This window comes from Paenibacillus sp. J31R34, from assembly GCF_059383715.1.
The window spans coordinates 1-21,202 of record NZ_JBXENU010000024.1 but is presented as its reverse complement, the minus strand read 5'-3'; the positions used below and the strand labels follow the sequence as shown (position 1 = coordinate 21,202).

Genomic DNA, 21,202 nt, shown 5'->3' with positions numbered 1-21,202 from the left:
CTGGTGTACCAGTTGTTCCGCCAGGAGCACCGCTGGGTAGCCAAGTACGGACGGGATAAGCGCTGAAAGCATCTAAGCGCGAAGCCCCCCTCAAGATGAGATTTCCCAATTTAGTAAGACCCCTTGAAGACGACGAGGTTGATAGGTTCGGGGTGGAAGCGCAGCAATGCGTGCAGCTGACGAATACTAATCGGTCGAGGGCTTATCCTAACAACACGCTAAATGTTTTACACTTTGTCTTTCGCATCCAGTTTTCAACGTGCAATTCACGTTGATATTGCAGTACATCCCGAGGTCTGCAATGTAAGTAATCGGGAAAATGTGGCGGTGTAGCTCAGCTGGCTAGAGCGTACGGTTCATACCCGTGAGGTCGGGGGTTCGATCCCCTTCGCCGCTACCATATTTTCGGAGGCTTAGCTCAGCTGGGAGAGCATCTGCCTTACAAGCAGAGGGTCGGGGGTTCGATCCCCTCAGCCTCCACCATATATGTTTTACAATGACGCGGGGTGGAGCAGCCCGGTAGCTCGTCGGGCTCATAACCCGAAGGCCGCAGGTTCAAATCCTGCCCCCGCAACCAATTTTAAGCAATAATTTATGGAGCTGTGGTGTAGAGGCCTAACATGCCTGCCTGTCACGCAGGAGACCGCGAGTTCGAATCTCGTCAGCTCCGCCATTTTCTTTTCGTTATACGGCTCGGTAGCTCAGTCGGTAGAGCAGAGGACTGAAAATCCTCGTGTCGGCGGTTCGATTCCGTCCCGAGCCACCATTTTTATGGAGGGCTAGCGAAGTGGCTAAACGCGGCAGACTGTAAATCTGTTCCTTCGGGTTCGGTGGTTCGAATCCATCGCCCTCCACCATTTCTTTCACATCGAGAGTCATTAGCTCAGCTGGTAGAGCACCTGACTTTTAATCAGGGTGTCGTAGGTTCGAATCCTACATGACTCACCATTTTTTAAAAATCCAATTTGCAGAAAATAATCTGCGAATTTTTTTGTTTATATGTAAATTTAAAAGCTCAGTATTGGTGTAATCACTAATACCGAGCTTTTTTGTATGCATTTTTATTAGGAGCGAAGCTTTAATTCGGCTAGCAGTTCAGTTAAGGAAGCGTCGAGACGAAGCTTTAATTCGTCGTTTAGCTCGAATCCAGCTGCCCCACCGTCCAATTGTATACGAGCAATTTGAGAATCAACCGCATAGACGCCGCTGGAAAAATGCTTGGCACCCATGGAAGCAAGTACAGGCTTCAAGGAGTAATCAATAGACAGCAGATGGGCCAGAGAGCCTCCAATGAAGAAAGGCGTAATAATTTTTCCTTCTAAACCTTTTTGGGGCAATAGATCGAGGAATGTTTTAAGAACACCAGTGAAAGAGGCTTTGTAGACTGGACTTGCAATAATAACGGCCCCAGCGCCTTCTACTAATGCTGTTGCTTCCACAATGGCAGGGCTGTCGAAACGGGCGTTAATTAGATCTTCCGCTGGCAAAGAAGCGACAGTAATATGGCTGAGTGTTACATTTTGGCTAATGAGCTGCTGCTCGATATATTGAGTAATGCCGGTTAGTCGGGAACCAGGATTCGGGCTGCCCGAAATGATGACAATCGTTGACATGATAATCGCTCCTTATTGTATGTATATTTATTCCGATAAGTTAACTTTGTTTAATCTTAACATTCCAATCTTTTCGGCGTCAATGACATTTATGGAAAGTGTTCATGATTTTTAGCTCATTAGGGAACAATAGGCGGAAACAAGCTGATTAGCGATGCAAAGGGGTCCGTCTATGATGATGTATGGGTTGGCGGCTTTTATAAGTTTGGCTATTGTGAGTGTAATGGTTCCCATTGTGAAAAGGTTCGCTTTGCAATACGGTATTATGGATCGGCCAAATGCGCGAAAAATTCATCGGCAGCCGATTCCCTTGCTTGGAGGGATTGCGATTTATGTGGCATGCACCGTTACGATTATTGCTTTTCAGGGGATGACATCGCTAAGCTGGACGATTGCAGCTGGTGGCGCGGTGCTTGTCACCGTTGGATTATTAGATGATAAAGCCAAAGCGGAGGGAAGGGATTTTCCTGTCTGGCCTAGAGTGCTTGTTTATGGCGCGGTGTCCACGCTCCCGCTCTGGTTCCATATTCAAATAACAGGGGTGACGAACCCTGCTTCGGGCCTGTTCTTTTTTCTTCCGCATTGGGTAGCTTGGCTTGGGACGTCGATCTGGATATTCGCACTTATCAACATGATTAATTTCATGGATGGGGTGGATGGATTGGCATCTGGAGTATGTGTTTTATCGGCGGTCACTCTGTTTATTACTGCCTTGGTCAAAGGGCAGGCTGAAACAGCGATTTTAGCTGCTATTGTAGGAGGGGCGTGCCTGGGCTTTCTCCTGTTTAATTTTTATCCGGCCAGAATTTTTATGGGGGATGCAGGAGCTACGTTTCTTGGTTATACGCTCGCCGTTGTGGCCGTGGACGGTGCATTTAAGAAAGCAACCTTCATTACAGTGCTTGTGCCGCTTCTGGCGCTGGGCTTGCCCATTATGGATACTTCCATCGTCATGCTGCGGCGGCTCGCCCGTGGCAAAGGACTGCATCATGCGGACAAGCTGCATACCCATCATGCGCTGATGAAGTGGGGATTAAACCAGGTGCAAACCGTATCCTTTCTATATTTAATTGCTGCGTTGTTCTCCATGCTGTCGATCATTCTTTTGTTGGTCATGGGCTGAATTACCTGCCCCAATATGTTACAATGACGAGAAAAAGCGTTCATTCGTGAGGCTTGCGATAGGAGATAGCAGAAAATGAGCACGACAGAATGGTTGAAACCGCTGGAGCGCATTTTGGACTGTCCAGTTCGTCTATTTAAAATGCAATTGTCCGAATGGAATGATATAGCAGATAAAAATCACTACCAGCAGGCAGGGGAGCCAGGACGCGGCTCCGCCTTGGAAGGACAACGTGTCCAGCGCGAGGATAAAATGTGGGTGGCCGTCCGAGCAGTGGAGCATGAAATAGAGGTTTTAGAAATAGAGGGCAGCCACTTTGAGGCGAGTACGCTGGATTTATTGAGCTTTATGCTGCGCTGGAATGAATCGATGCCAATGCATGATAAGGCGGCCGGCAAGCTGACGGAAAGCGAGAAAACAGCCCGCAGTATTGGCGAGTGGATTCAGGAGCAGTTCGAATCAGGCGAGCCGGGGCAATCGATGCCGGATCACTTGACCGCGGGCGGCAAGCTATTTGCCGATATGATTCCTTTTTTATTAGTAACGGAATATTCGAATACAAAGCAAGCGGCGTATGTGGAGCTGGAGAAGCTGCTGCGTTCCTTTCTCGCCGAGGAAATTTTATTAATACCGCTGCGGGAGCAGGAATGGCTCATTTGGGGTCCGGTATCGCTGCTTAAGGAAGCGGATTCGGAGTTGTTTGATGACGACGATGAAGAATCGGTGGAGGATAACTTGGCTTCCATCTGTCTGGGGCTGCATGAGATGCTTGCCAGCGAATGGATCGGTGAATGCCATCTGGCGGTATCGCATCCGATCAGACCGGCGAAAGGTATTGTAGAAACGACAGCTGCGCTGCGCGAAACGATAAATTTGGGACGGAAATTCCATGTTGGCAGCAATATTCATTTTCCGTGGAGTTTGCAGTTGGAGCGTCTGCTGAATAGCATACCAGAGAGCCAGCGGGCCCGATATTTGGAGCAATCGCTAAAACGTACGGAGCTTTTCGTAGAGGCAGAAATGCTTGCTACACTGGAAACCTTCTTCTCATTAGACTGTAATGTAAGCGAAACCGCGAAGAAGCTTTATATCCACCGCAATACGTTATTATACCGTTTGGACAAGCTAAAACAGGAGACGGGGCTGGATGTACGACAGTTTCGTGATGCCGTCTTAGTCAAAATTATATTGCTATTGTACAAAGTTACGAAAAGACATTAGTTTTTTTGTAAAGTTTGTGCATAGTCATCTGACTGCATGTGGGATAAGATAGTCGTATAAGAAAATTTCTTTTAGGGGGAAATTCACATGGCAGGCGTACGTTTAGAAGGCATTTACAAAAAATATCCGGGAACTGATAAAGCATCGGTAACTGACGTTAACTTAGATATCAAGGACAAAGAATTTCTAGTGCTTGTAGGTCCATCCGGCTGTGGTAAATCGACAACTCTTCGTATGATCGCAGGTCTTGAAGAAATTTCCGAAGGTAAATTGTTTATTGGTGAGCGTCTTGTCAATGACGTAGCTCCTAAAGATCGTGATATCGCGATGGTATTCCAATCTTACGCTCTTTACCCGCATATGAACGTATACCAAAACATGGCTTTTGGTTTGAAACTTCGTAAATTCAAAAAAGCAGACATCGACAAACGTGTTCGTGAAGCTGCTAAAATTCTAGATATCGAGCATTTGCTTGACCGTAAACCGAAAGCTCTTTCTGGTGGTCAGCGTCAACGTGTCGCTCTTGGTCGTGCGATCGTTCGTGAGCCGCAAGTATTCTTGATGGATGAGCCGCTTTCCAACTTGGATGCGAAACTTCGTGGTCAAATGCGTGCTGAAATTTCCAAGCTGACTAAACGTCTTGAAACAACAACAATCTATGTAACGCATGACCAAATCGAAGCTATGACGATGGGTGATCGCATTGTTGTTATGAAAGATGGCTTTATTCAACAAACGGCTTCTCCAGAAGTGCTTTACAACCACCCAGTTAACATTTTCGTTGCTGGCTTCATCGGTGCTCCTTCCATGAACTTCATTAGAGGTGCATTGACAGATCAAGGCGGTACTGTTCGCTTCAAATCGACTGGCGTAGATGTAGTTGTGCCTGAAGGCAAAGCTGCTACACTTCGTTCCAAAGGCTACATCGGCAAAGATGTAATCTTGGGTATTCGTCCAGAGGATCTACATGAAGAGCCAGTATTCCTGGAAGCTTCGCCTAACACGATCGTTAACGCTTCGATCGAAGTTGCCGAGAACCTGGGTCACGAAATGTACCTGTACCTGAACGGTATTGGCACAGACACAGTTATCGCACGTGTAGACGGACGTTCCGCTCTGCGTGATGGCCTGACAGTTAAACTTGCTTTGGACATGAACAAAGTTCACCTGTTCGATACAGAGTCCGAGCTTAACATTTTCGAAAACTAATTGCTAAAGCCATTATAGATTTCATAAAAGAGCTGTTGGATTCGTCCAACAGCTCTTTGTTATTCCACTGAGGATAAATTTGCGAAGAGTATCATTCATTTGAGCGTCAGAAGGCGGGAAGACGTTGCTTTCGGCGCTTTTTTCCTATACGATGAAGTCATTGGTAATTAGCTTACATACGCTGTTGTGATATAAGGAGGCCATGCTATGCCTAAGAAAGTGAAAGTATCAGAATTAGTGCAGCATTTTTCGTTGGAAATCATATCGGGTGAAGAAGGCTTAAAGCGTGCAATTACGGTTGATGACCTATATCGTCCTGGGCTTGAAATGGCTGGATATTTTGATTATTTTCCGAGTGAGCGGGTGCAGCTGTTAGGGAAAACGGAAATTACGTTTCTCAGCACGCTGACGTCAGAGGAGCGCAGGCTGCGGATGGAGCGTCTGTGCCATTCAGACACGCCTTGTATTATTTTGACCCGCGGACTGGAGCCGCCCGATGAGCTGATTGCTTATTCGAATAAAACGAATATTCCTGTGCTTGGCAGTCATGTGGCAACTACAATTTTGACCAGCCGAATTACAGATTTTCTGGAGAAAAAGCTTGCGCCTACCGCGACCATTCATGGTGTTCTGGTTGACGTATACGGGGTAGGCATGCTCATCACTGGTGGCAGCGGTATCGGTAAGAGCGAGACGGCGCTTGAGCTTGTAAAACGAGGGCATCGCCTCGTTGCCGATGATGCAGTTGAAATCAGACAAACGTCTGACAGCCAGCTTCACGGCACAGCGCCGGAATTAATCCGTCATTTGCTGGAGATTCGCGGCTTGGGCATTATTAATGTGATGACGCTGTTCGGTGCGGGTGCTGTACGTACACAGAAGCGAATTACATTAGTCATCAGGCTTGAGAATTGGCAGCAGGACAAACAATATGACCGTCTGGGCCTAGATGAAGAGAAGACGCGTATCATTGATACCGACGTTCCACTTGTAACGGTTCCTGTAAGGCCAGGTCGTAACCTTGCGGTTATTATTGAGGTTGCGGCTATGAACTTCAGGCTGAAGCGGATGGGCTATAATGCTGCGCTGCAGTTCACTAATAAGCTGACCGAAACCATTGCCGAAGATGCGGATGATTACGATTGATATGAAGGAGCTAATAAAAGATGCTTACATCGCTAATTGACCCGATTGCTTTTTCGCTGGGTCCCCTAACTGTTCGTTGGTATGGCATTATTCTCGGCACAGCTGCCCTGGTAGGCTTGCTGCTGGCGATACAAGAGGGCAAACGCTTTGGCATTAAGCCGGATTTCTTTATGGATATGCTGCTGCTTGGCGTTCCATCCGCCGTTATCTGTGCTCGGATATATTATGTTGCCTTCAAATGGGAAGATTATAAGGAGAACCCGCTCGATGTGTTTAAAATTTGGGAGGGTGGCATAGCCATTTACGGTGCGTTGATCGGTGCCTTCCTATGCGGATTCTTCTATTTCCGTTACAAGGGCTACAGTTTCTTGAGACTCGCCGATGTGTGCGTGCCAGGCTTGCTTGCCGGTCAAATGATTGGCCGTTGGGGCAATTTCATGAACCAGGAGGCATATGGCGGTCCCGTAGAGGAAAGCTTCCTGCGTGATACGCTTCATCTGCCTAATTTTATTGTGAATCAAATGAATGTGAATGGCGTCTTCCATCACCCGGCCTTTTTGTACGAATCGCTGTGGAGTCTTGTAGGTATCATTCTGCTTTGCGTATTGCGTCGTCAACGCTTCCTGCGTGCGGGTGAATTGCTAGCTAGCTATTTCATCTGGTATTCACTCGGCCGCTTCTACATTGAGATGGTGCGTACGGACAGCTTGGCCTTCCATGGCCCAGCGTGGCTGGTAAACCTTGTGGACGCTCTTTGGTCGCCGATGACGATTTTGTTCCAGCCTGGCTATTTGGACCCGTCTTATGGCAACCTGAGGATTTCTCAGCTGCTTGCGCTGCTGCTTATTGTTGGCGCCATCGCTTTTATCGTGATTCGCCGCAAAACAGGAGCTGCCAAAGAGCATTATTCCGATCCTATCGTATCCACGAAGGTGGAGCATGCGGCTATTGCAACGGATGATGCTCCAAAAGCATAAAGGTAAAAGTTAAATTCAGATGAGACGAGCTATTGCCTTCTCGAAGGCAATAGCCGTTATGTTTTTGTAAGGCTTTTTGAAAGGCTTATAGAGAAGCATTAAAGTGGATTTAGGAGGAGACAGATGTGCTAGGTAACATAAAAACGATGCTGTTTGATTTGGATGGTACCATTATTGATACGAATGAACTGATTATCCGCTCGTTTCTGGATGCGCTGAAAGGTGTCGTTCCGGCGGATTTCAACAGAGAGCATATTATTCCAAGCATGGGACAGCCTTTAACGATGCAAATGCAGCAGTTTTCTGGACTTGAGGATGTAACGCATCTGGTAGCGGCTTATCGCGAAGTAAACCTTCGTCTGCACGATGAATACGTTAAGCCTTTCGACTATGTGGTAGAGGTTATTAAAAATTTGCATGAACAGGGCATTCAGATCGGCATTGTAACGACGAAAATGCGTCTGACGACAGAGCGCGGCTTGAAATATGTCGGCTTGAGCGACTATATTGACACGGTTGTGACCATTGATGATGTCACACATCCGAAGCCGCATCCAGAGCCTGTCAGCATGGCGATTGCTGCGCTTGGTGCAGATCCGGCGACGACATTGATGCTGGGCGACAGCTCCGTCGATATTTTATCCGCTGAGGCGGCTGGTGCTTTGCCCGTTGGTGTAGCCTGGTCGATGAAGGGGGCACAGCTGCTTAGAGATTCTGGCGCTCAGTATGTCATTGATGATATGCGGGAGCTGTACGCTTTCGCAGGATTGGAGCGGAGATAAATTGCGTAATGTCGAACGTTATCCGGTAGAGGGGCCTAATGCGCTCTGGCAGGTATATCGCACAGTCAGCAGCTTCAAGGCGGTTCGTAATTTCATATTTATTCAGCTGGCCCGTTATTGTCCGATTTTGCCGGTCAAAAATATGATCTATCGCCGTGTGCTTGGCATGAAGGTTGGTCAGCATACCGCTTTCGCGCTGATGGTGATGGTGGATGTTTTTTTTCCGGAACGGATTGAGGTTGGGGATAATACGATTATCGGATACAACACGACGATTCTTACGCATGAGTATTTAATTCGCGAATACCGGCTTGGCGATGTGATCATAGGGGCGAACGTTATGATTGGTGCAAACACGACGATTTTGCCGGGTGTTACGATTGGCGATCATGCGGTGGTAGCCGCTGGCTCAGTCGTTTACAAGGATGTGCCAGCCCATGCTTTCGTTGGCGGGAACCCGATTCGGGAAATTGGAAAAGGGAGCCGCCCAGAGGATCACAGCTAAATCTGCTAATTCCAACGTGAATAAAGCTGATGGCCTACCGAGCATCAGCTTTATTCATGTTCATGGAAGCACCTATTGTATTAGTAGCAGCTTTCCTCAACCTTGGCATCTTCATTATGAATCGTAATAGTCGGGAAAGCTCTAATCTTGACGGAGCAGAAGCTTCATGTTACCATAACGTCTAGGTACTTTATTTTGGCAGATCGCTAATATGGCAACGCGTTAACATACTAAAGTAAATTGTGGGTGAAAATAGATGTCTAAACCAAAAGTATTTGAGAAACCGATTGGTGTTAAAGATTATCTTCCGGAGGCTGTTGCAAAGCTGCGCCGAATTGAGCATGCGGCTCTTGCCTGTATGCAGGGCTGGGGCTATGAGCAGATCATTACGCCAACTATGGAATATTACGACACCGTAGGGGTAGCAAGCTCTACCTCTGACCAAAAGCTGTTTAAGCTGCTCAACAACCGTGGAACAACGCTCGTGCTGCGTTCGGATATGACAGCACCTATTGCGCGTGTAGTATCCTCGCTATTGAAGGAGTCCCCATTCCCGCTGCGACTGTCGTACCATGCGAATGTGTACCGTGCAATTGAAGAAGAGGCGGGCCGGGAAGCCGAGTTTTTCCAGACGGGCGTTGAGCTTGTTGGCGATGCTTCGGCTGATGCGGATGCGGAGGTTGTGGCGCTCGCTATTGCTTCCTTGAAGGCAGCTGGCGTAAAACGTTTCAAGATTGCTATTGGTCATGTTGGCTTCCTAAACGGACTGTTCGAGGAATCGCTGTCTGGACGCAAGGAAGAGCAGGAGCAGCTTAAAGCGTGCCTGCTGGGACGCGATTACGTCGGCTATCGGGAGCAGCTGCGTCAGCTGTCGCTGGAGGAGCCTGTAAAGCGCGAGCTGGAAGGGATTTTAAGGCTGCGCGGCGGCCAGGAGGTATGCAAGCAGGCGCTTGAATTAAGCGCAGATGAGACGGCACAGGCGTCTATCCAGCATTTATGCGAGATGTGGGACGTGCTCGACGCTTACGGATTAAGCGAGCATGTGCTGATCGATCTGACGATGATCGGCGATTTCTCTTATTATACAGGCATGACCTTTGAAGGTTATGCGTCGGATCTTGGATTCCCTGTAGTGAGCGGCGGAAGATACGATAATTTGCTTGCCCAATTCGGCCGTCCGGCTCCAGCAACAGGCTTTGCGCTAAAGACGACGCGGATACTGGAAGTGCTCGGCAATGAAGATGAGCCTGTTAAGGCAGAGCGCGTGCTGATTGGCTACGATGAGACGGAGCGCAAAGCGGCGCTGGCAATCGCGCAGCAGCTGAGAAGCCAAGGAGCGGCAGTTGTGACAGAGCGTATCGGGCAAGAAGAAGCAGCGGAGCTTTCGAAGAACACGTCTGGACGGTTTATTTTCAAAGGCGTAGAATATGTGGAGTTTTTACTGTTTACCGAAGGATTGAATGGAATGCTTGGAGGGGATGGTAAGTGAGCGGAGCAGGCAGAGAGATTTTGAAGGTGGCTATGCCAAAAGGCCGGATTTACAAGCAGGCATCCAAGCTGTTTCGCGAAGCGGGACTGCCGATTCCAAGTGATTTTGATGATACGCGCAGGCTGATCATTGAGCTGCCGGAAGCAGGCATGGAGTTTATAATGGCAAAGCCTGTAGATGTGCCTACTTATGTGGAATATGGCGTCGCAGATATTGGAATCGTCGGCAAGGATGTGCTGATGGAGGAAAATAAAGATGTTTACGAGCTGCTGGATCTTGGCATTGCCAAGTGCCGGATGTCGGTAATCGGACTGCCGGACTGGAAGCCGGTTATAAATCCGCGGGTAGCGACGAAATATCCGAATGTGGCTTCGCAATATTTTCGCGAGTTGGGGCAGCAGGTAGAGGTGATTAAGCTGAACGGCTCGATTGAGCTTGCGCCACTTATTGGCCTCGCTGACCGCATTGTTGATATGGTAGAGACAGGGCAGACACTGCGTGAAAACGGCCTGGTCGAGATGGAATCCATCTTCGGCATTACGAGCCGCTTGATTGCGAACCGCGTCAGCTATCGGATGAAGAACGAGGCGATTCAAAGCCTCTGTGATAGATTGCAGGAAACGCTTGGTGCGAAGCTTTAGGATTGCGGAAGCACAAGCTATAGAAGTAGTTGAAACAGAGCCACAAAGCAGAGGGTGCAGAGCTTTAAAGGAAAGGGGTTGGCGATTGTGAGAATTATGCGAGCAGAGCAGTTCGGTTTGAAGCGCGAGGTGGAATACGGATCGCCGGAGCAAAATGAAGTGGTGCGGACGATTATTGCAGACGTCCGCAAAGAAGGAGATGCCGCTTTGCTGCGTTATACGGCAAAGCTGGACAGGGCTGAGCTGACGGCGGCGGAGCTGCGCGTGACGCAGGCGGAAATTGATGCGGCGTATGAGCAGGTGGACGCCGCTTTTCTGACAGCGATCCGCGAGGCCGCTGTCAACATCAGGTCTTTCCACGAGAAGCAGAAGCGCAACTCGTGGATGGATCTGCAGCCGGACGGGACGCTGCTCGGGCAAATATTGCGCCCGCTGAAGCGGGTCGGCGTCTATGTGCCCGGAGGCAAGGCGGCGTATCCGTCGTCCGTGCTCATGAATGTTATTCCGGCCCAGGTGGCTGGCGTGCCGGAAATCGTAATGGTCACGCCGCCGTCGACTGGCGGACGGGACGGCATTGATCCAGGTATTCTCGTGGCCGCTGCGGAATCAGGGGTCAAGGAGATGTACCGCGTAGGCGGAGCGCAGGCGATTGCCGCACTCGCCCATGGTACGGAAACGATTGCGCCCGTTGATAAAATTTGCGGGCCGGGCAATATTTATATCGCGCTGGCTAAGCGCGAAGTATTTGGCGCTGTCGATATCGACAGCATCGCCGGCCCGAGCGAAATCGTCGTGCTTGCCGACGAATCTGCTGATCCGGCTTATATTGCCGCTGACCTGCTGTCGCAGGCGGAGCATGACGAGATGGCGTCGTCCATCCTCGTAACGCCGTCGGAGCAGCTCGCAAGCGCGGTAGCTGCTGAGGTGGAGCGCCAACTGGCGACGCTGCCGCGCCAAGCAATTGCGCGTGCCTCTATCGACAGCTACGGCGCCGTGCTCATGGTTGATTCACTGAAAGCGGGCATCGACGTCGTGAATAAGCTGGCGCCTGAGCATCTGGAGGTGCTGACAGCCGATCCAATGAGTCTGCTCGGCATGATCGAAAATGCCGGGGCAATCTTCCTCGGCCCTTACAGCTCGGAGCCGGTTGGCGATTATTTCGCCGGGCCGAACCACATCATCCCGACGAACGGGACAGCGAGATTTTCCTCGCCGGTCAATGTGGATGATTTTCTAAAAAAATCAAGCTTGATCTACTATAGCAAGGAAGCGCTGCTCGCCAATGGCGACAAAATTATGACATTGGCCCGGCAGGAAGGGCTTGAAGCTCATGCGCGGGCCATTCAAATTCGTTTGGAGCGCGAAGGGCGGTAACGAGCAAGACTAGGATGAGCAAATGTGAAGCAAAGCGAACATTTATTTTACGGGGAGAAAGAAGGAATCGGTAATGGCGGAATTGACAGGACGCGTATCGGAAGTAGCTCGCAAAACAAATGAAACAGACATCAAGCTGGCGTTTTCGGTAGATGGAAGCGGAACGGCCAACCTTGAGACTGATGTGCCTTTCCTGAACCATATGCTGGATTTGTTCACGAAGCACGGCCAGTTCGACCTGACGGTCAATGCGAAAGGCGATATTGAAATCGACGACCACCACACGGTGGAGGATATCGGCATTTGCCTCGGGCAAACGCTGCGTGAAGCACTCGGCGACAAGCGCGGAATCAAGCGTTACGCGAGCGTATTCGTGCCGATGGATGAGGCGCTGGCTCAGGTTATTATCGATGTGAGCAACCGCCCGCATTTCGAATACCGCGCGGAGTATCCTTCAAGCCAAGTAGGCAGCTTCTCTGTGGAGCTGGTACACGAGTTTCTATGGAAGCTTGCGCTAGAAGCGCGCATTACGCTGCATGTTATCGTACATTACGGCCAAAATACGCATCATATGATTGAAGCGGTATTCAAGGCGCTTGGCCGAGCGCTGGATGAGGCGACGAGCATTGATCCTCGCGTACAAGGAGTGCCTTCGACGAAAGGAGTGCTGTAGCATGATTGCGATCATCGATTACGGCATGGGCAACCTTCACAGCGTCAGCAAGGCGGTTGAGCGTCTGGGCTATGAAACGGTTGTAACGGATGATCCGCAGGAAATTTTAGCAGCGGATGGCGCGATTTTGCCAGGTGTCGGCGCTTTCGGTGATGCGATGGGCAATTTGCGCGAGACGAAGCTGGGTGAGGTTGTGAAGCAATATGCCGACTCTGGCAAGCCGCTGCTTGGCATTTGCCTCGGCATGCAGCTGTTGTTCACCGCGAGCGAGGAATACGGCGACAACGAGGGCCTCGGTCTTCTGCCAGGCAAGGTCATTCGCTTCCAAGGCGACTACAAAATCCCGCATATGGGCTGGAACAAGCTAAGCTTTGAGCAGGAGCAAAGCCCGCTATTCGCAGGACTGGAAGAGGGCCATGTGTATTTCGTCCACTCCTTCCATGCAAAGCCAGAGCAGGGCAGCGATCTGCTGGCTACGACCGATTATTATCAGCAGGTAACGGCTATCGTTGGGCGTGAGCAAGTATACGGCATGCAGTTCCACCCGGAAAAAAGCGGCGAGCTTGGCATGCAGCTGCTTGGAAACTTCCTCTCATTGACTGGCAGCGGAAAGGCCTAGCCTAGTCGCTGGCTCCATCACTTGGAGGTCACTTTCCAGCACCATGTATGTATCGATCGAAAAACGTTATTTTTCACAAAAAATGAATATCTACAGGCTGTATGTAACAGTCGCACCACTAGATGAGTTTAATATAAAGGAGCGTGCAAAATGCTGGCAAAACGCATTATTCCATGCCTCGATGTCAAAGACGGCCGTGTCGTTAAAGGCGTAAATTTCGTTAACCTGCGCGATGCTGGCGATCCGGTGGAGTTAGCTTCTACCTATGACCGCGAAGGCGCGGATGAACTCGTATTTCTCGATATTTCCGCCTCTGTTGAAGGCCGGGCTACGATGATCGAGGTCGTCAAGCGCACGGCGGGCGAAATTACGATTCCGTTCACTGTTGGTGGCGGCATCTCGCATGTGGATGACATGAAGCGGCTGCTGCGCGCAGGAGCGGACAAGATCGCCATTAATACGGCCGCAGTCAAAAATCCTTCGCTCGTGCGCGATGGCTCGCGCAAATTCGGCTCCCAATGCATCGTTGTCGCGATTGACGCGAAATTTAACGCTGCATGGGGCGAGTGGGAAGTCTATACGCACGGCGGCCGCCAGGCGACAGGCATTAGAGCGCTGGAGTGGGCGAGCGAGGTTGAGAAGCTGGGCGCCGGCGAGATTTTGCTGACGAGCATGGATGCAGACGGCACGAAGGACGGCTTTGATCTGCCGCTGACCTCTGCTGTATCCGGCAAGCTGGGCATTCCGGTTATTGCTTCGGGCGGAGCCGGCCGCATTGAGCATTTCAGTGATGTTTTCGATCAAGGCAAGGCGGACGCTGCGCTGGCGGCGACGATTTTTCACTACAAAGAAATGACGATTCGCGAAGTGAAGGATGATTTGCGGCAGAAGGGCGTGGAGGTCAGATGACAGACTGGTTAAAGCAGATTAAGTGGAGCGAAGACGGCCTTGTGCCAGCGATCGTTCAGGATGCGCAGAGCAAGGAAGTGCTGATGCTCGCTTATATGAACGAGGATTCGCTCAAGCTGTCGGTGGAAACGGGTTCGACCTGGTTCTGGAGCCGCTCGCGCAGCGAGCTGTGGAACAAGGGCGCAACGAGCGGCCACACGCAGCGCATTGAGTCTTTATCCTATGACTGCGACGGCGATACGCTGTTGGTACGTGTGCATCAAGTCGGTCCTGCTTGCCATACAGGAAGCTATAGCTGCTTTTTCAATGATATCGAGCTGGCGGATCAAGCAAATGAGGATAATTCCAGCGTAGATTCTGCGTTAACCGGGGCAGCTGCAGGTGCAGCCCACCAAGGTGGCGATCGCTTTGCCATTTTGGGAAGTCTGGAAACCGTCATTGCCGAGCGTCATGCGGAGCGTCCAGAAGGTGCATATACGACATATTTATTCGATAAAGGCATCGATAAAATTCTTAAAAAAGTTGGCGAGGAAGCAACCGAAGCGATTATCGCGGCGAAAAATCAGGATAACGATGAGCTGCGCTCTGAAGCGAGCGATTTGATTTTTCACTTGCTGGTGCTGCTTAGACAGCGAGGCCTGCCACTCGATGATGTGATGCAGGAGCTTGTGCAGCGCCACGGGAAACCAGCGAGCAATAATGCAATGAAACGCGAGCAGTCCAAAGCCTAGCCAGGCGGGTTGCCGCGTTTTGCGGTTTTCATTCATATCAGTAAAAGGGGAAGGCGGGGCTGTCTTATGCTAATCGATTACCACACGCATCATGTTCGCTGCGGGCATGCAGTGGGCACGCTGGAGGAATATGTTCAGAAGGGCATTGAACTGGGGCTTGATCAGCTCGGCCTGTCCGACCATCTGCCCCTAATCCATGTCGATCCGGCAACGTATTATCCAGAGATGGCTATGCCGATGGAAGAGCTGCCGCGTTATGTCGAGGAATGTTTGACGCTTAAGGAAAAGTACAGAGATCAAATCGATATACGTGTTGGCCTAGAAGGGGATTATATCGAAGGCTATGAGCGGCAGATCGAGGATATTCTTAAAGCATATCCGTTCGATTACGTAATTGGCTCGGTGCATTTTCTAGGCGAGTGGGATATTACCGATTTTCGCCAGACGCATGGCTGGGAAGGCAAAAACCGGCTGGCGGTGTATGAGCAGTATTATGATGCGGTGCAGAAGGCGGCGGCCACAGGGCTTTATGATTTTATCGGGCATATCGACGTAATCAAGCGTTTTGGCTTTAAGCCGGAGGAAGATGTGCTGCATTTGGAAAATGCAGCACTCGAAGCCGTCAAGCGGCATGGCGTTGCGATTGAATTGAACGCCTCGGGCTTGCGGACGCCAGCGGAGGAAATGTTTCCTAGCCGTAGAATGCTGGAATATGCGCATAAGCTGGGCATTCCCATTACGGTCGGCTCGGACGCGCATCAGCCAGAAAGACTGGCACAATACCTTGATCAAGCGCGTCTGATGTTGAAAGAAGTCGGTTTTTCGCAGCTCGCGACCTTTGATCGTCGAAAATTAGTCAGGATTGATTTTTGAATTATTAGCAATTCGATGTATAATGGTATTGACCAAGCGCAAACGGGCTGTGCCCAGAGCGCAAGCTAGGGCAAGCAGGCGTTGCGCATTGAAAGCCTAGTCAGGTAAAACTTATCTGGTTTAAACGCTCAGGAGGGTATTATGTTAAGCGACAAGTTGCGTATTTTCTCGGGATCGTCTAATCCGGAACTAGCTCAGAAGATTGCTTCGGATTTAGGATTGACGCTCGGCGCCATTAAGATGTCCAGATTCAAGAGTGGCGAAATTTATGTCCACTATGAAGAAACCATCCGGAACTGCGACGTATTTCTGGTTCAATCGTTTTCGCATCCGATCAACGAATATTTCGTGGAGCTGCTCGTAATGATTGATGCGGCGAAACGGGCTTCGGCGAAAACCATTAACATCATTATGCCGTATTACGGTTATGCCCGTCAGGAGCGTAAATCCTCGCCGCGGGAACCGATTACCGCAAAAATGGTTGCAGACGTATTGACGACAGTTGGGGCGACCCGCGTCGTTACGATTGACTTGCATGCACCAGCGATTCAGGGCTTCTTTAATATTCCGGTCGATCATATGACAGCTCTTGATCTGCTCAGCGATTATTTGAAATCGAAGAATATTAAAAACCCAGTTGTCGTATCGCCAGATGCAGGACGCGCTTCAACTGCCGAGAAGCTTGCCAACTACTTGGACACTTCGTTCGCGATTATGATCAAGAAGCGTCCGGCACACAATGAATCATCGATTACCCATGTTATTGGTGATGTTGAAGGCCAGACACCGATTATTATCGAGGATCTGATTGATACCGGCACAACGATTGTCAATGTTGTCGAAAGCTTGAAGGAACGTGGCGCGGAAGATGTGTACGTGTGCGCTACTCACCCTCTGTTTTCCGGCAATGCTATTGAGCGTTTGGATATTCCAAGTATTAGAGAAGTAGTCGTAACCGACTCTATTCTCCTGCCTGACAATCGTCCGGACCGTTTCACTGTGCTGTCGGTGGCTCCACTGCTTGCGGAAGCAACACGCATCATTATTGAAGGCGGTTCGATCAGCACCCTGTTCAAAAACGCAGGCGTGTAGCGAGAACTTTTTATGGACTCCTTACCAAAAACAGCATAAATACTTATATGAAATCGCGGGCGGTTATTAAAACGTCCGCGATTTTCATAGCTTTTTGCCTGTTGCCCCAAGGGAGCGCGGGCAGTAGCGGCCATGCTGGAGCGTTTCCTTTAGTTTGAGTGCGCGAGTTGACCGTTCCTATGTTATAATCGTAGAAAATGAAGTTTCCGGGAGGTGCCTTGCCAATGAAGGGAAAGAAACGCGCAGCCACAGCTGACCCAAAGACGAAAATCATACCTGTTCAGTGGGATGCCACATTCTTTTTCGAACGGGCTGTCCGCTCGTTGGACCGATACCACTATGACAAGGCACTCAAATATTTTCGCCGTGCTGTGGAATATGAGCCGGAAAATCCGGTTAACCATTGTAATATGGCAGGCATTTTATCGGAAATGGGCAACTATGAGGAATCCAATAAAATTTTGCATTGGATCGTCGATGAGCTTGATCCTACGATGACGGAATGCCATTTCTATATGGCGAACAACTATGCCAACATGGAACAATATGAAGCCGCTGAAGGGGCACTGGTGCATTATCTCGAAGAGGATGCGGATGGGCAGTACCTCGATGAAGCGGAAGAAATGATGGAATTGCTCGATTATGAGCTGGAGCGTCCAACGCGGGTAACGAGCATTAAGGCGCGTGAAGGCCTATTCGAGCATGATCAGGCACGCACGCTGCTGGAGGAAGGCAAGTTTACCGAGGCGGTTCGCCTGCTGGAGGACATTATTGCGGCACAGCCGGAGTTTCTGGCAGCACGCAACAATTTGGCGCTCGCTTATTATTATATGGGCCTGTTTGATAAGGCGATGGAAACGATACATGAGGCGCTGGATATTGATGCGGGCAACCTGCATGCCTTGTGCAATTTGGCGATCTTTTATCAGCATGCAGAGGACGAGAAAAGTTTGGCTCCACTAGTGGAGCTGCTGCGCAAGACGGCGCCTTTTCATGAGGAGCATGTATTTAAGCTGGCTACGACGATGGGAATTCTTGGCGAGCACGAGGCGGCTTACCGCCACTTCCTTCGCTTGCTGAAGGACCCTGATCTGAATCAGGACCCATGCCTGTATCATTATGCGGCTGTAGCGGCCTGCAATATTGGGCGGTTCCATGAGGCCGAGCGGCTGTGGCGGCAGACAGCAAAGCTTGATCCAAAATCGAATATTCCTCGCTATTATATGGAACAGCTGGAGCTGGTGAAGCAAGGGCAGCACAAATCAGCGGTCAGCTACCATTATCATTTGCCGTTTGAGGAGCAGTTCAAGCTTTGGGAAAACTCCTCGGATGGACTGCCCGATCATTTGAAGCGCGACCCGCTTGTCCGCTCCTCCTTCTTCTGGGCGCTGCGCCACGGCGATCGCAACACGAAGCTGCAGGTCATCCAGGCGCTCGGCATGATTGCTGACAATGAAGTAAAGGATGCGCTTAAGGCGTTTCTGATCGAACCGGGCGAAGATGACTATTTGAAGCGGATTGCGATTTTCGTTCTGCGTACGATTGATGTTCAGGAGCCGCTGCAGGCCATATTGGAGGGCAAGGAAACGGTCATCGAACCGAATCGTGTTCCTTCAAGGCTGCCCGTATGGGAAGCCAAGTGGCAGGAAGTTGTCGAGGCTGCGCTGTCGCGAATGAACAAGCGTTATGATCTAATTCAACAGCATGATCTGATGACGCTGTGGGTCGAGTTTCTAAGCCGGGTATATCCGGACGTTCCGAAGCTCAGCAAGGTGGAAGGTTGGGCCGCAGCGCTGGAATATTTGACGGCCAAGATGCATCGGCGCACGATTTCGTATCATGAGGTATCCGTTCGTTATGGCACTTCCATTGCAACGGTCAGCAAAAATGCGAAGCGAATCGATCAGGTGTGCGGCATAAAGGAAAAGATGCGTTCGATCAATTCGGTATTTGCGCCAGATGAGCCGTTGGAATAGCGAGCAGGCGTGTCTGTGAAATATAATAGGGATAGGGCAAAATTTAAGGAGGGTTACAGGATGTATAAAGCGATTATTATCGGTACGGGTCCTGCGGGACTGACGGCTGCGATTTATTTGGCTCGTGCAAACATGAAGCCGCTAGTTATTGAAGGACCGGAGCCAGGCGGCCAATTGACGACGACGACGGAGGTAGAGAACTTTCCGGGCTTCCCAGAAGGCATTATGGGTCCAGACTTGATGGCTAATATGCGCAAGCAAGCGGAGCGTTTCGGCGCAGAGTTTATTACAGGCTGGGTAAACAGCGTGGATACTTCCGCGAGACCGTTCAAGCTGCAAGTAGAAGGCAAAGGCGAATACGTAGGCGAGTCGCTTATCATTTCTACGGGCGCTTCAGCCAAATACCTAGGCATTCCTGGGGAAAAAGAAAACGTAGGCCGCGGTGTCAGCACCTGCGCCACTTGCGACGGATTTTTCTTCCGCGGCAAGAAAATCATCGTGGTAGGCGGCGGAGACTCCGCTATGGAGGAAGCTAGCTTCCTTACTCGCTTTGCGACGAATGTAGAGCTTGTAAATCGCCGCGATGAGCTGCGCGCTTCCAAGATCATGCAGGACCGCGCACGCGAAAATGAAAAAATCGACTGGAGCCTAAACCGCACGCCAGTTGAGGTTGTAGCTGGGCCAATGGGCGTTACTGGTCTTAAAGTACGCAACAATGAAACAGGCAGTGAAGAAGTCATTGAGACGCACGGTATTTTCATCGCGATTGGCCACACGCCGAACACGGCCTTCCTTAATGGACAAATCGATACGGATGAGCAGGGTTACATTAAAGTGAAGCCAGGCACTTCCGAGACGAACGTTCCGGGTATTTTCGCTTGTGGCGACGTGCAGGACAGCAAATATCGCCAAGCGATTACCGCTGCCGGCAGCGGCTGTATGGCGGCGCTTGACTGCGAACGTTTCCTTGAAGGCAGCATGACGCATGACTGGAGCCAATCTCTGTAAGCTTAGATTAAAATAGAGCAAATAACCCTTTGCCTGATAAATAAGGCAGAGGGTTATTTTATTTGTTGTGTACCCGTTTGTCCAGGCCGCACTCCAGAGCAGGAGAACGATGTCCTAGCATATGTTGATAGCGCAGAATGGAGCCGAGCGGTATTGAGCTGCTGAATAAAACTATTTGTTCGTAGAAGCGAAGTGCGTCCACAGCTCGCTGCGCGAGGTGGTCACTGCTGAAGCGCCAGCGGCAGTCGCATTTTCTACATCTGCTACAGTACGGATCAGTCCACCGGCAAAAATCGGGATGCCCGTCCGTTCAAAAACTTCACGAATAATATGCGGCATGACGCCTGGCAGCACTTCAATATAGTCAGGCTTCGTGCGCTCCAGCAGCACATAGCTTTTTTCCAGTGCGTGCGTGTCCAGCAGGAACAAGCGCTGTATCGCAATGAGGCCGTTTTTCTTTGCTGTACTAATAACGGCGCCGCGCGTAGAAATAAGCCCGGCCGGGCGAATCATCTGGCACAAATATTCGGCGGCGTATTCGTCATTTTTGAGACCGCCGATTAAATCGGCGTGGAGCAGAATTTTTTTGCCATGGGCATTCGCCAGCTCGAAAATGCTCTTCAATTGGCTGATATGCGTCTCCAGCAGCACAATATAGGAGAAGTCAGAAGTCATCAGCTTTTCCAAATCCTTCGTTTTTCGTGGAGCAGGCAATATTTGCTGGTTGTGAAAGGGCAAGGACTAATACCTCCTTCTCGCGGATGTGGATTATGGATCTATAATAAGCGGCCAGCTAGGCGTGTATAGACTGCTTCGGTTCCGATGTGAAACGGACTTCTCCTTCTGATGGACGAGATCATGCTGTTTACGCTTGAAATATAGGAAAGGATGTGATGTTCCCATCCTTTCCTATATTTCTCGGAATGAAACGCGCTACGCCGCCAAAGGACGGCGACAGCCGTTTCACCTTGAAATATAGGAAAGTATATCATTTCGTTATCCTTTCTCTATATTTCATCGCGAAACGAATGCCTTGCCGCCAGAGGACGGCAAAGCCGTTTACGCTTGAAATATAGGAAAGGATATGGTTGTCCCATCCCTTCTCTATATTTCTCGGAATGAAACGCGTCACGCCGCCAAAGGACGGCGACAGCCGTTTCACCTTGAAATATAGGAAAGGATATGGTTGTCCCATCCCTTCTCTATATTTCTCGGAATGAAACGCGCTACGCCGCCAAAGG

21 protein-coding genes, 7 tRNA genes and 1 rRNA gene are annotated in these 21,202 nt (G+C 50.1%); 26 read left to right on the top strand and 3 right to left on the bottom strand.

Annotated elements, in window-relative coordinates:
• The 8 genes from AC50YG_RS31620 to AC50YG_RS31585 all read left to right on the top strand — a co-directional run.
• A 23S ribosomal RNA gene (locus AC50YG_RS31620) occupies positions 1-210 on the top strand; the annotation flags it as partial.
• Positions 211-323: 113 nt separating this feature from the next.
• A tRNA-Met gene (locus tag AC50YG_RS31615) sits at positions 324-400 on the top strand.
• Positions 401-407: 7 nt separating this feature from the next.
• Positions 408-483: transfer RNA gene (locus tag AC50YG_RS31610), tRNA-Val, on the top strand.
• Positions 484-500: 17 nt separating this feature from the next.
• Positions 501-577 (top strand) — tRNA-Met (locus AC50YG_RS31605).
• A 19-nt stretch (positions 578-596) separates the two neighbouring features.
• Positions 597-673, top strand: a tRNA-Asp gene (locus AC50YG_RS31600).
• A gap of 17 nt (positions 674-690) precedes the next feature.
• Positions 691-766: transfer RNA gene (locus AC50YG_RS31595), tRNA-Phe, on the top strand.
• A gap of 7 nt (positions 767-773) precedes the next feature.
• Positions 774-857, top strand: a tRNA-Tyr gene (locus tag AC50YG_RS31590).
• A gap of 15 nt (positions 858-872) precedes the next feature.
• A tRNA-Lys gene (locus tag AC50YG_RS31585) sits at positions 873-948 on the top strand.
• Between the two features lie 116 nt (positions 949-1,064).
• Here AC50YG_RS31585 and ssuE read toward each other — a convergent pair.
• A complete protein-coding gene (gene ssuE / locus AC50YG_RS31580; RefSeq protein ID WP_494832829.1) occupies positions 1,065-1,613 on the bottom strand; it encodes an NADPH-dependent FMN reductase in 549 nt (182 codons plus the stop codon).
• A 172-nt stretch (positions 1,614-1,785) separates the two neighbouring features.
• Between ssuE and AC50YG_RS31575 the strand changes: the two genes are divergently transcribed.
• The 18 genes from AC50YG_RS31575 (at position 1,786) to trxB (ending at position 19,961) form a co-directional block, all read left to right on the top strand.
• Entirely contained in the window at positions 1,786-2,736 is a 951-nt protein-coding gene (locus tag AC50YG_RS31575; RefSeq protein WP_494832827.1) for an MraY family glycosyltransferase, read from the top strand.
• A 75-nt stretch (positions 2,737-2,811) separates the two neighbouring features.
• A complete protein-coding gene (locus tag AC50YG_RS31570) occupies positions 2,812-3,957 on the top strand; it encodes a PucR family transcriptional regulator (RefSeq protein WP_494832825.1) in 1,146 nt (381 codons plus the stop codon).
• An 87-nt stretch (positions 3,958-4,044) separates the two neighbouring features.
• Positions 4,045-5,166, top strand: coding sequence for an ABC transporter ATP-binding protein (locus AC50YG_RS31565; RefSeq protein WP_494832823.1), 1,122 nt, complete (start codon positions 4,045-4,047; stop codon positions 5,164-5,166).
• A gap of 207 nt (positions 5,167-5,373) precedes the next feature.
• A complete protein-coding gene (gene hprK, locus AC50YG_RS31560) occupies positions 5,374-6,312 on the top strand; it encodes an HPr(Ser) kinase/phosphatase (protein ID WP_473757061.1) in 939 nt (312 codons plus the stop codon).
• 20 nt (positions 6,313-6,332) lie between these two features.
• Entirely contained in the window at positions 6,333-7,289 is a 957-nt protein-coding gene (gene lgt / locus AC50YG_RS31555) for a prolipoprotein diacylglyceryl transferase (RefSeq protein ID WP_494832821.1), read from the top strand.
• Between the two features lie 146 nt (positions 7,290-7,435).
• Positions 7,436-8,071 carry a pyrophosphatase PpaX gene (gene ppaX, locus AC50YG_RS31550; protein WP_494832831.1) on the top strand — a complete coding sequence of 212 codons (636 nt, stop codon included), beginning with the start codon at positions 7,436-7,438 and terminating at the stop codon, positions 8,069-8,071.
• Between the two features lies 1 nt (position 8,072).
• On the top strand, positions 8,073-8,576 hold the full coding sequence (locus AC50YG_RS31545; RefSeq protein ID WP_473757059.1) for an acyltransferase: 504 nt from the start codon (positions 8,073-8,075) through the stop codon (positions 8,574-8,576).
• Between the two features lie 256 nt (positions 8,577-8,832).
• On the top strand, positions 8,833-10,065 hold the full coding sequence (locus tag AC50YG_RS31540) for an ATP phosphoribosyltransferase regulatory subunit (RefSeq protein ID WP_494832819.1): 1,233 nt from the start codon (positions 8,833-8,835) through the stop codon (positions 10,063-10,065).
• Positions 10,066-10,097: 32 nt separating this feature from the next.
• Positions 10,098-10,706 carry an ATP phosphoribosyltransferase gene (gene hisG, locus AC50YG_RS31535; protein ID WP_341282825.1) on the top strand — a complete coding sequence of 203 codons (609 nt, stop codon included), beginning with the start codon at positions 10,098-10,100 and terminating at the stop codon, positions 10,704-10,706.
• Positions 10,707-10,802: 96 nt separating this feature from the next.
• Positions 10,803-12,080: a histidinol dehydrogenase gene (gene hisD / locus AC50YG_RS31530; RefSeq protein WP_473757088.1), complete on the top strand. Its 1,278-nt coding sequence runs from the start codon at positions 10,803-10,805 to the stop codon at positions 12,078-12,080.
• Positions 12,081-12,153: 73 nt separating this feature from the next.
• Entirely contained in the window at positions 12,154-12,753 is a 600-nt protein-coding gene (hisB, locus tag AC50YG_RS31525; protein ID WP_430160547.1) for an imidazoleglycerol-phosphate dehydratase HisB, read from the top strand.
• A 1-nt stretch (position 12,754) separates the two neighbouring features.
• Entirely contained in the window at positions 12,755-13,372 is a 618-nt protein-coding gene (hisH, locus tag AC50YG_RS31520; RefSeq protein ID WP_473757057.1) for an imidazole glycerol phosphate synthase subunit HisH, read from the top strand.
• A gap of 150 nt (positions 13,373-13,522) precedes the next feature.
• On the top strand, positions 13,523-14,281 hold the full coding sequence (hisF, locus tag AC50YG_RS31515) for an imidazole glycerol phosphate synthase subunit HisF (RefSeq protein WP_494832816.1): 759 nt from the start codon (positions 13,523-13,525) through the stop codon (positions 14,279-14,281).
• Positions 14,278-15,012 (top strand): bifunctional phosphoribosyl-AMP cyclohydrolase/phosphoribosyl-ATP diphosphatase HisIE, encoded by a 735-nt coding sequence (gene hisIE, locus AC50YG_RS31510; protein ID WP_494832814.1) that lies wholly within the window; start codon positions 14,278-14,280, stop codon positions 15,010-15,012. The genes hisF and hisIE overlap by 4 nt, the downstream gene beginning before the upstream one ends.
• 66 nt (positions 15,013-15,078) lie before the next feature.
• Positions 15,079-15,885: a histidinol-phosphatase HisJ gene (gene hisJ, locus AC50YG_RS31505; RefSeq protein ID WP_494832812.1), complete on the top strand. Its 807-nt coding sequence runs from the start codon at positions 15,079-15,081 to the stop codon at positions 15,883-15,885.
• A gap of 141 nt (positions 15,886-16,026) precedes the next feature.
• Positions 16,027-16,977 (top strand): ribose-phosphate diphosphokinase, encoded by a 951-nt coding sequence (locus AC50YG_RS31500; RefSeq protein WP_338554036.1) that lies wholly within the window; start codon positions 16,027-16,029, stop codon positions 16,975-16,977.
• A gap of 224 nt (positions 16,978-17,201) precedes the next feature.
• On the top strand, positions 17,202-18,953 hold the full coding sequence (locus AC50YG_RS31495) for a tetratricopeptide repeat protein (protein ID WP_473757052.1): 1,752 nt from the start codon (positions 17,202-17,204) through the stop codon (positions 18,951-18,953).
• A gap of 60 nt (positions 18,954-19,013) precedes the next feature.
• Positions 19,014-19,961 carry a thioredoxin-disulfide reductase gene (gene trxB / locus AC50YG_RS31490; protein ID WP_494832809.1) on the top strand — a complete coding sequence of 316 codons (948 nt, stop codon included), beginning with the start codon at positions 19,014-19,016 and terminating at the stop codon, positions 19,959-19,961.
• A 171-nt stretch (positions 19,962-20,132) separates the two neighbouring features.
• On the opposite strand, the gene AC50YG_RS31485 is transcribed toward trxB, so the two are convergent.
• Both AC50YG_RS31485 and AC50YG_RS31480 read right to left on the bottom strand, forming a co-directional pair.
• Positions 20,133-20,699: a glycerol-3-phosphate responsive antiterminator gene (locus AC50YG_RS31485; RefSeq protein WP_473757050.1), complete on the bottom strand. Its 567-nt coding sequence runs from the start codon at positions 20,697-20,699 to the stop codon at positions 20,133-20,135.
• Positions 20,700-20,949: 250 nt separating this feature from the next.
• A partial coding sequence (locus tag AC50YG_RS31480) for a hypothetical protein (RefSeq protein WP_494832807.1) occupies positions 20,950-21,202 on the bottom strand: 253 nt, incomplete at its 5' end.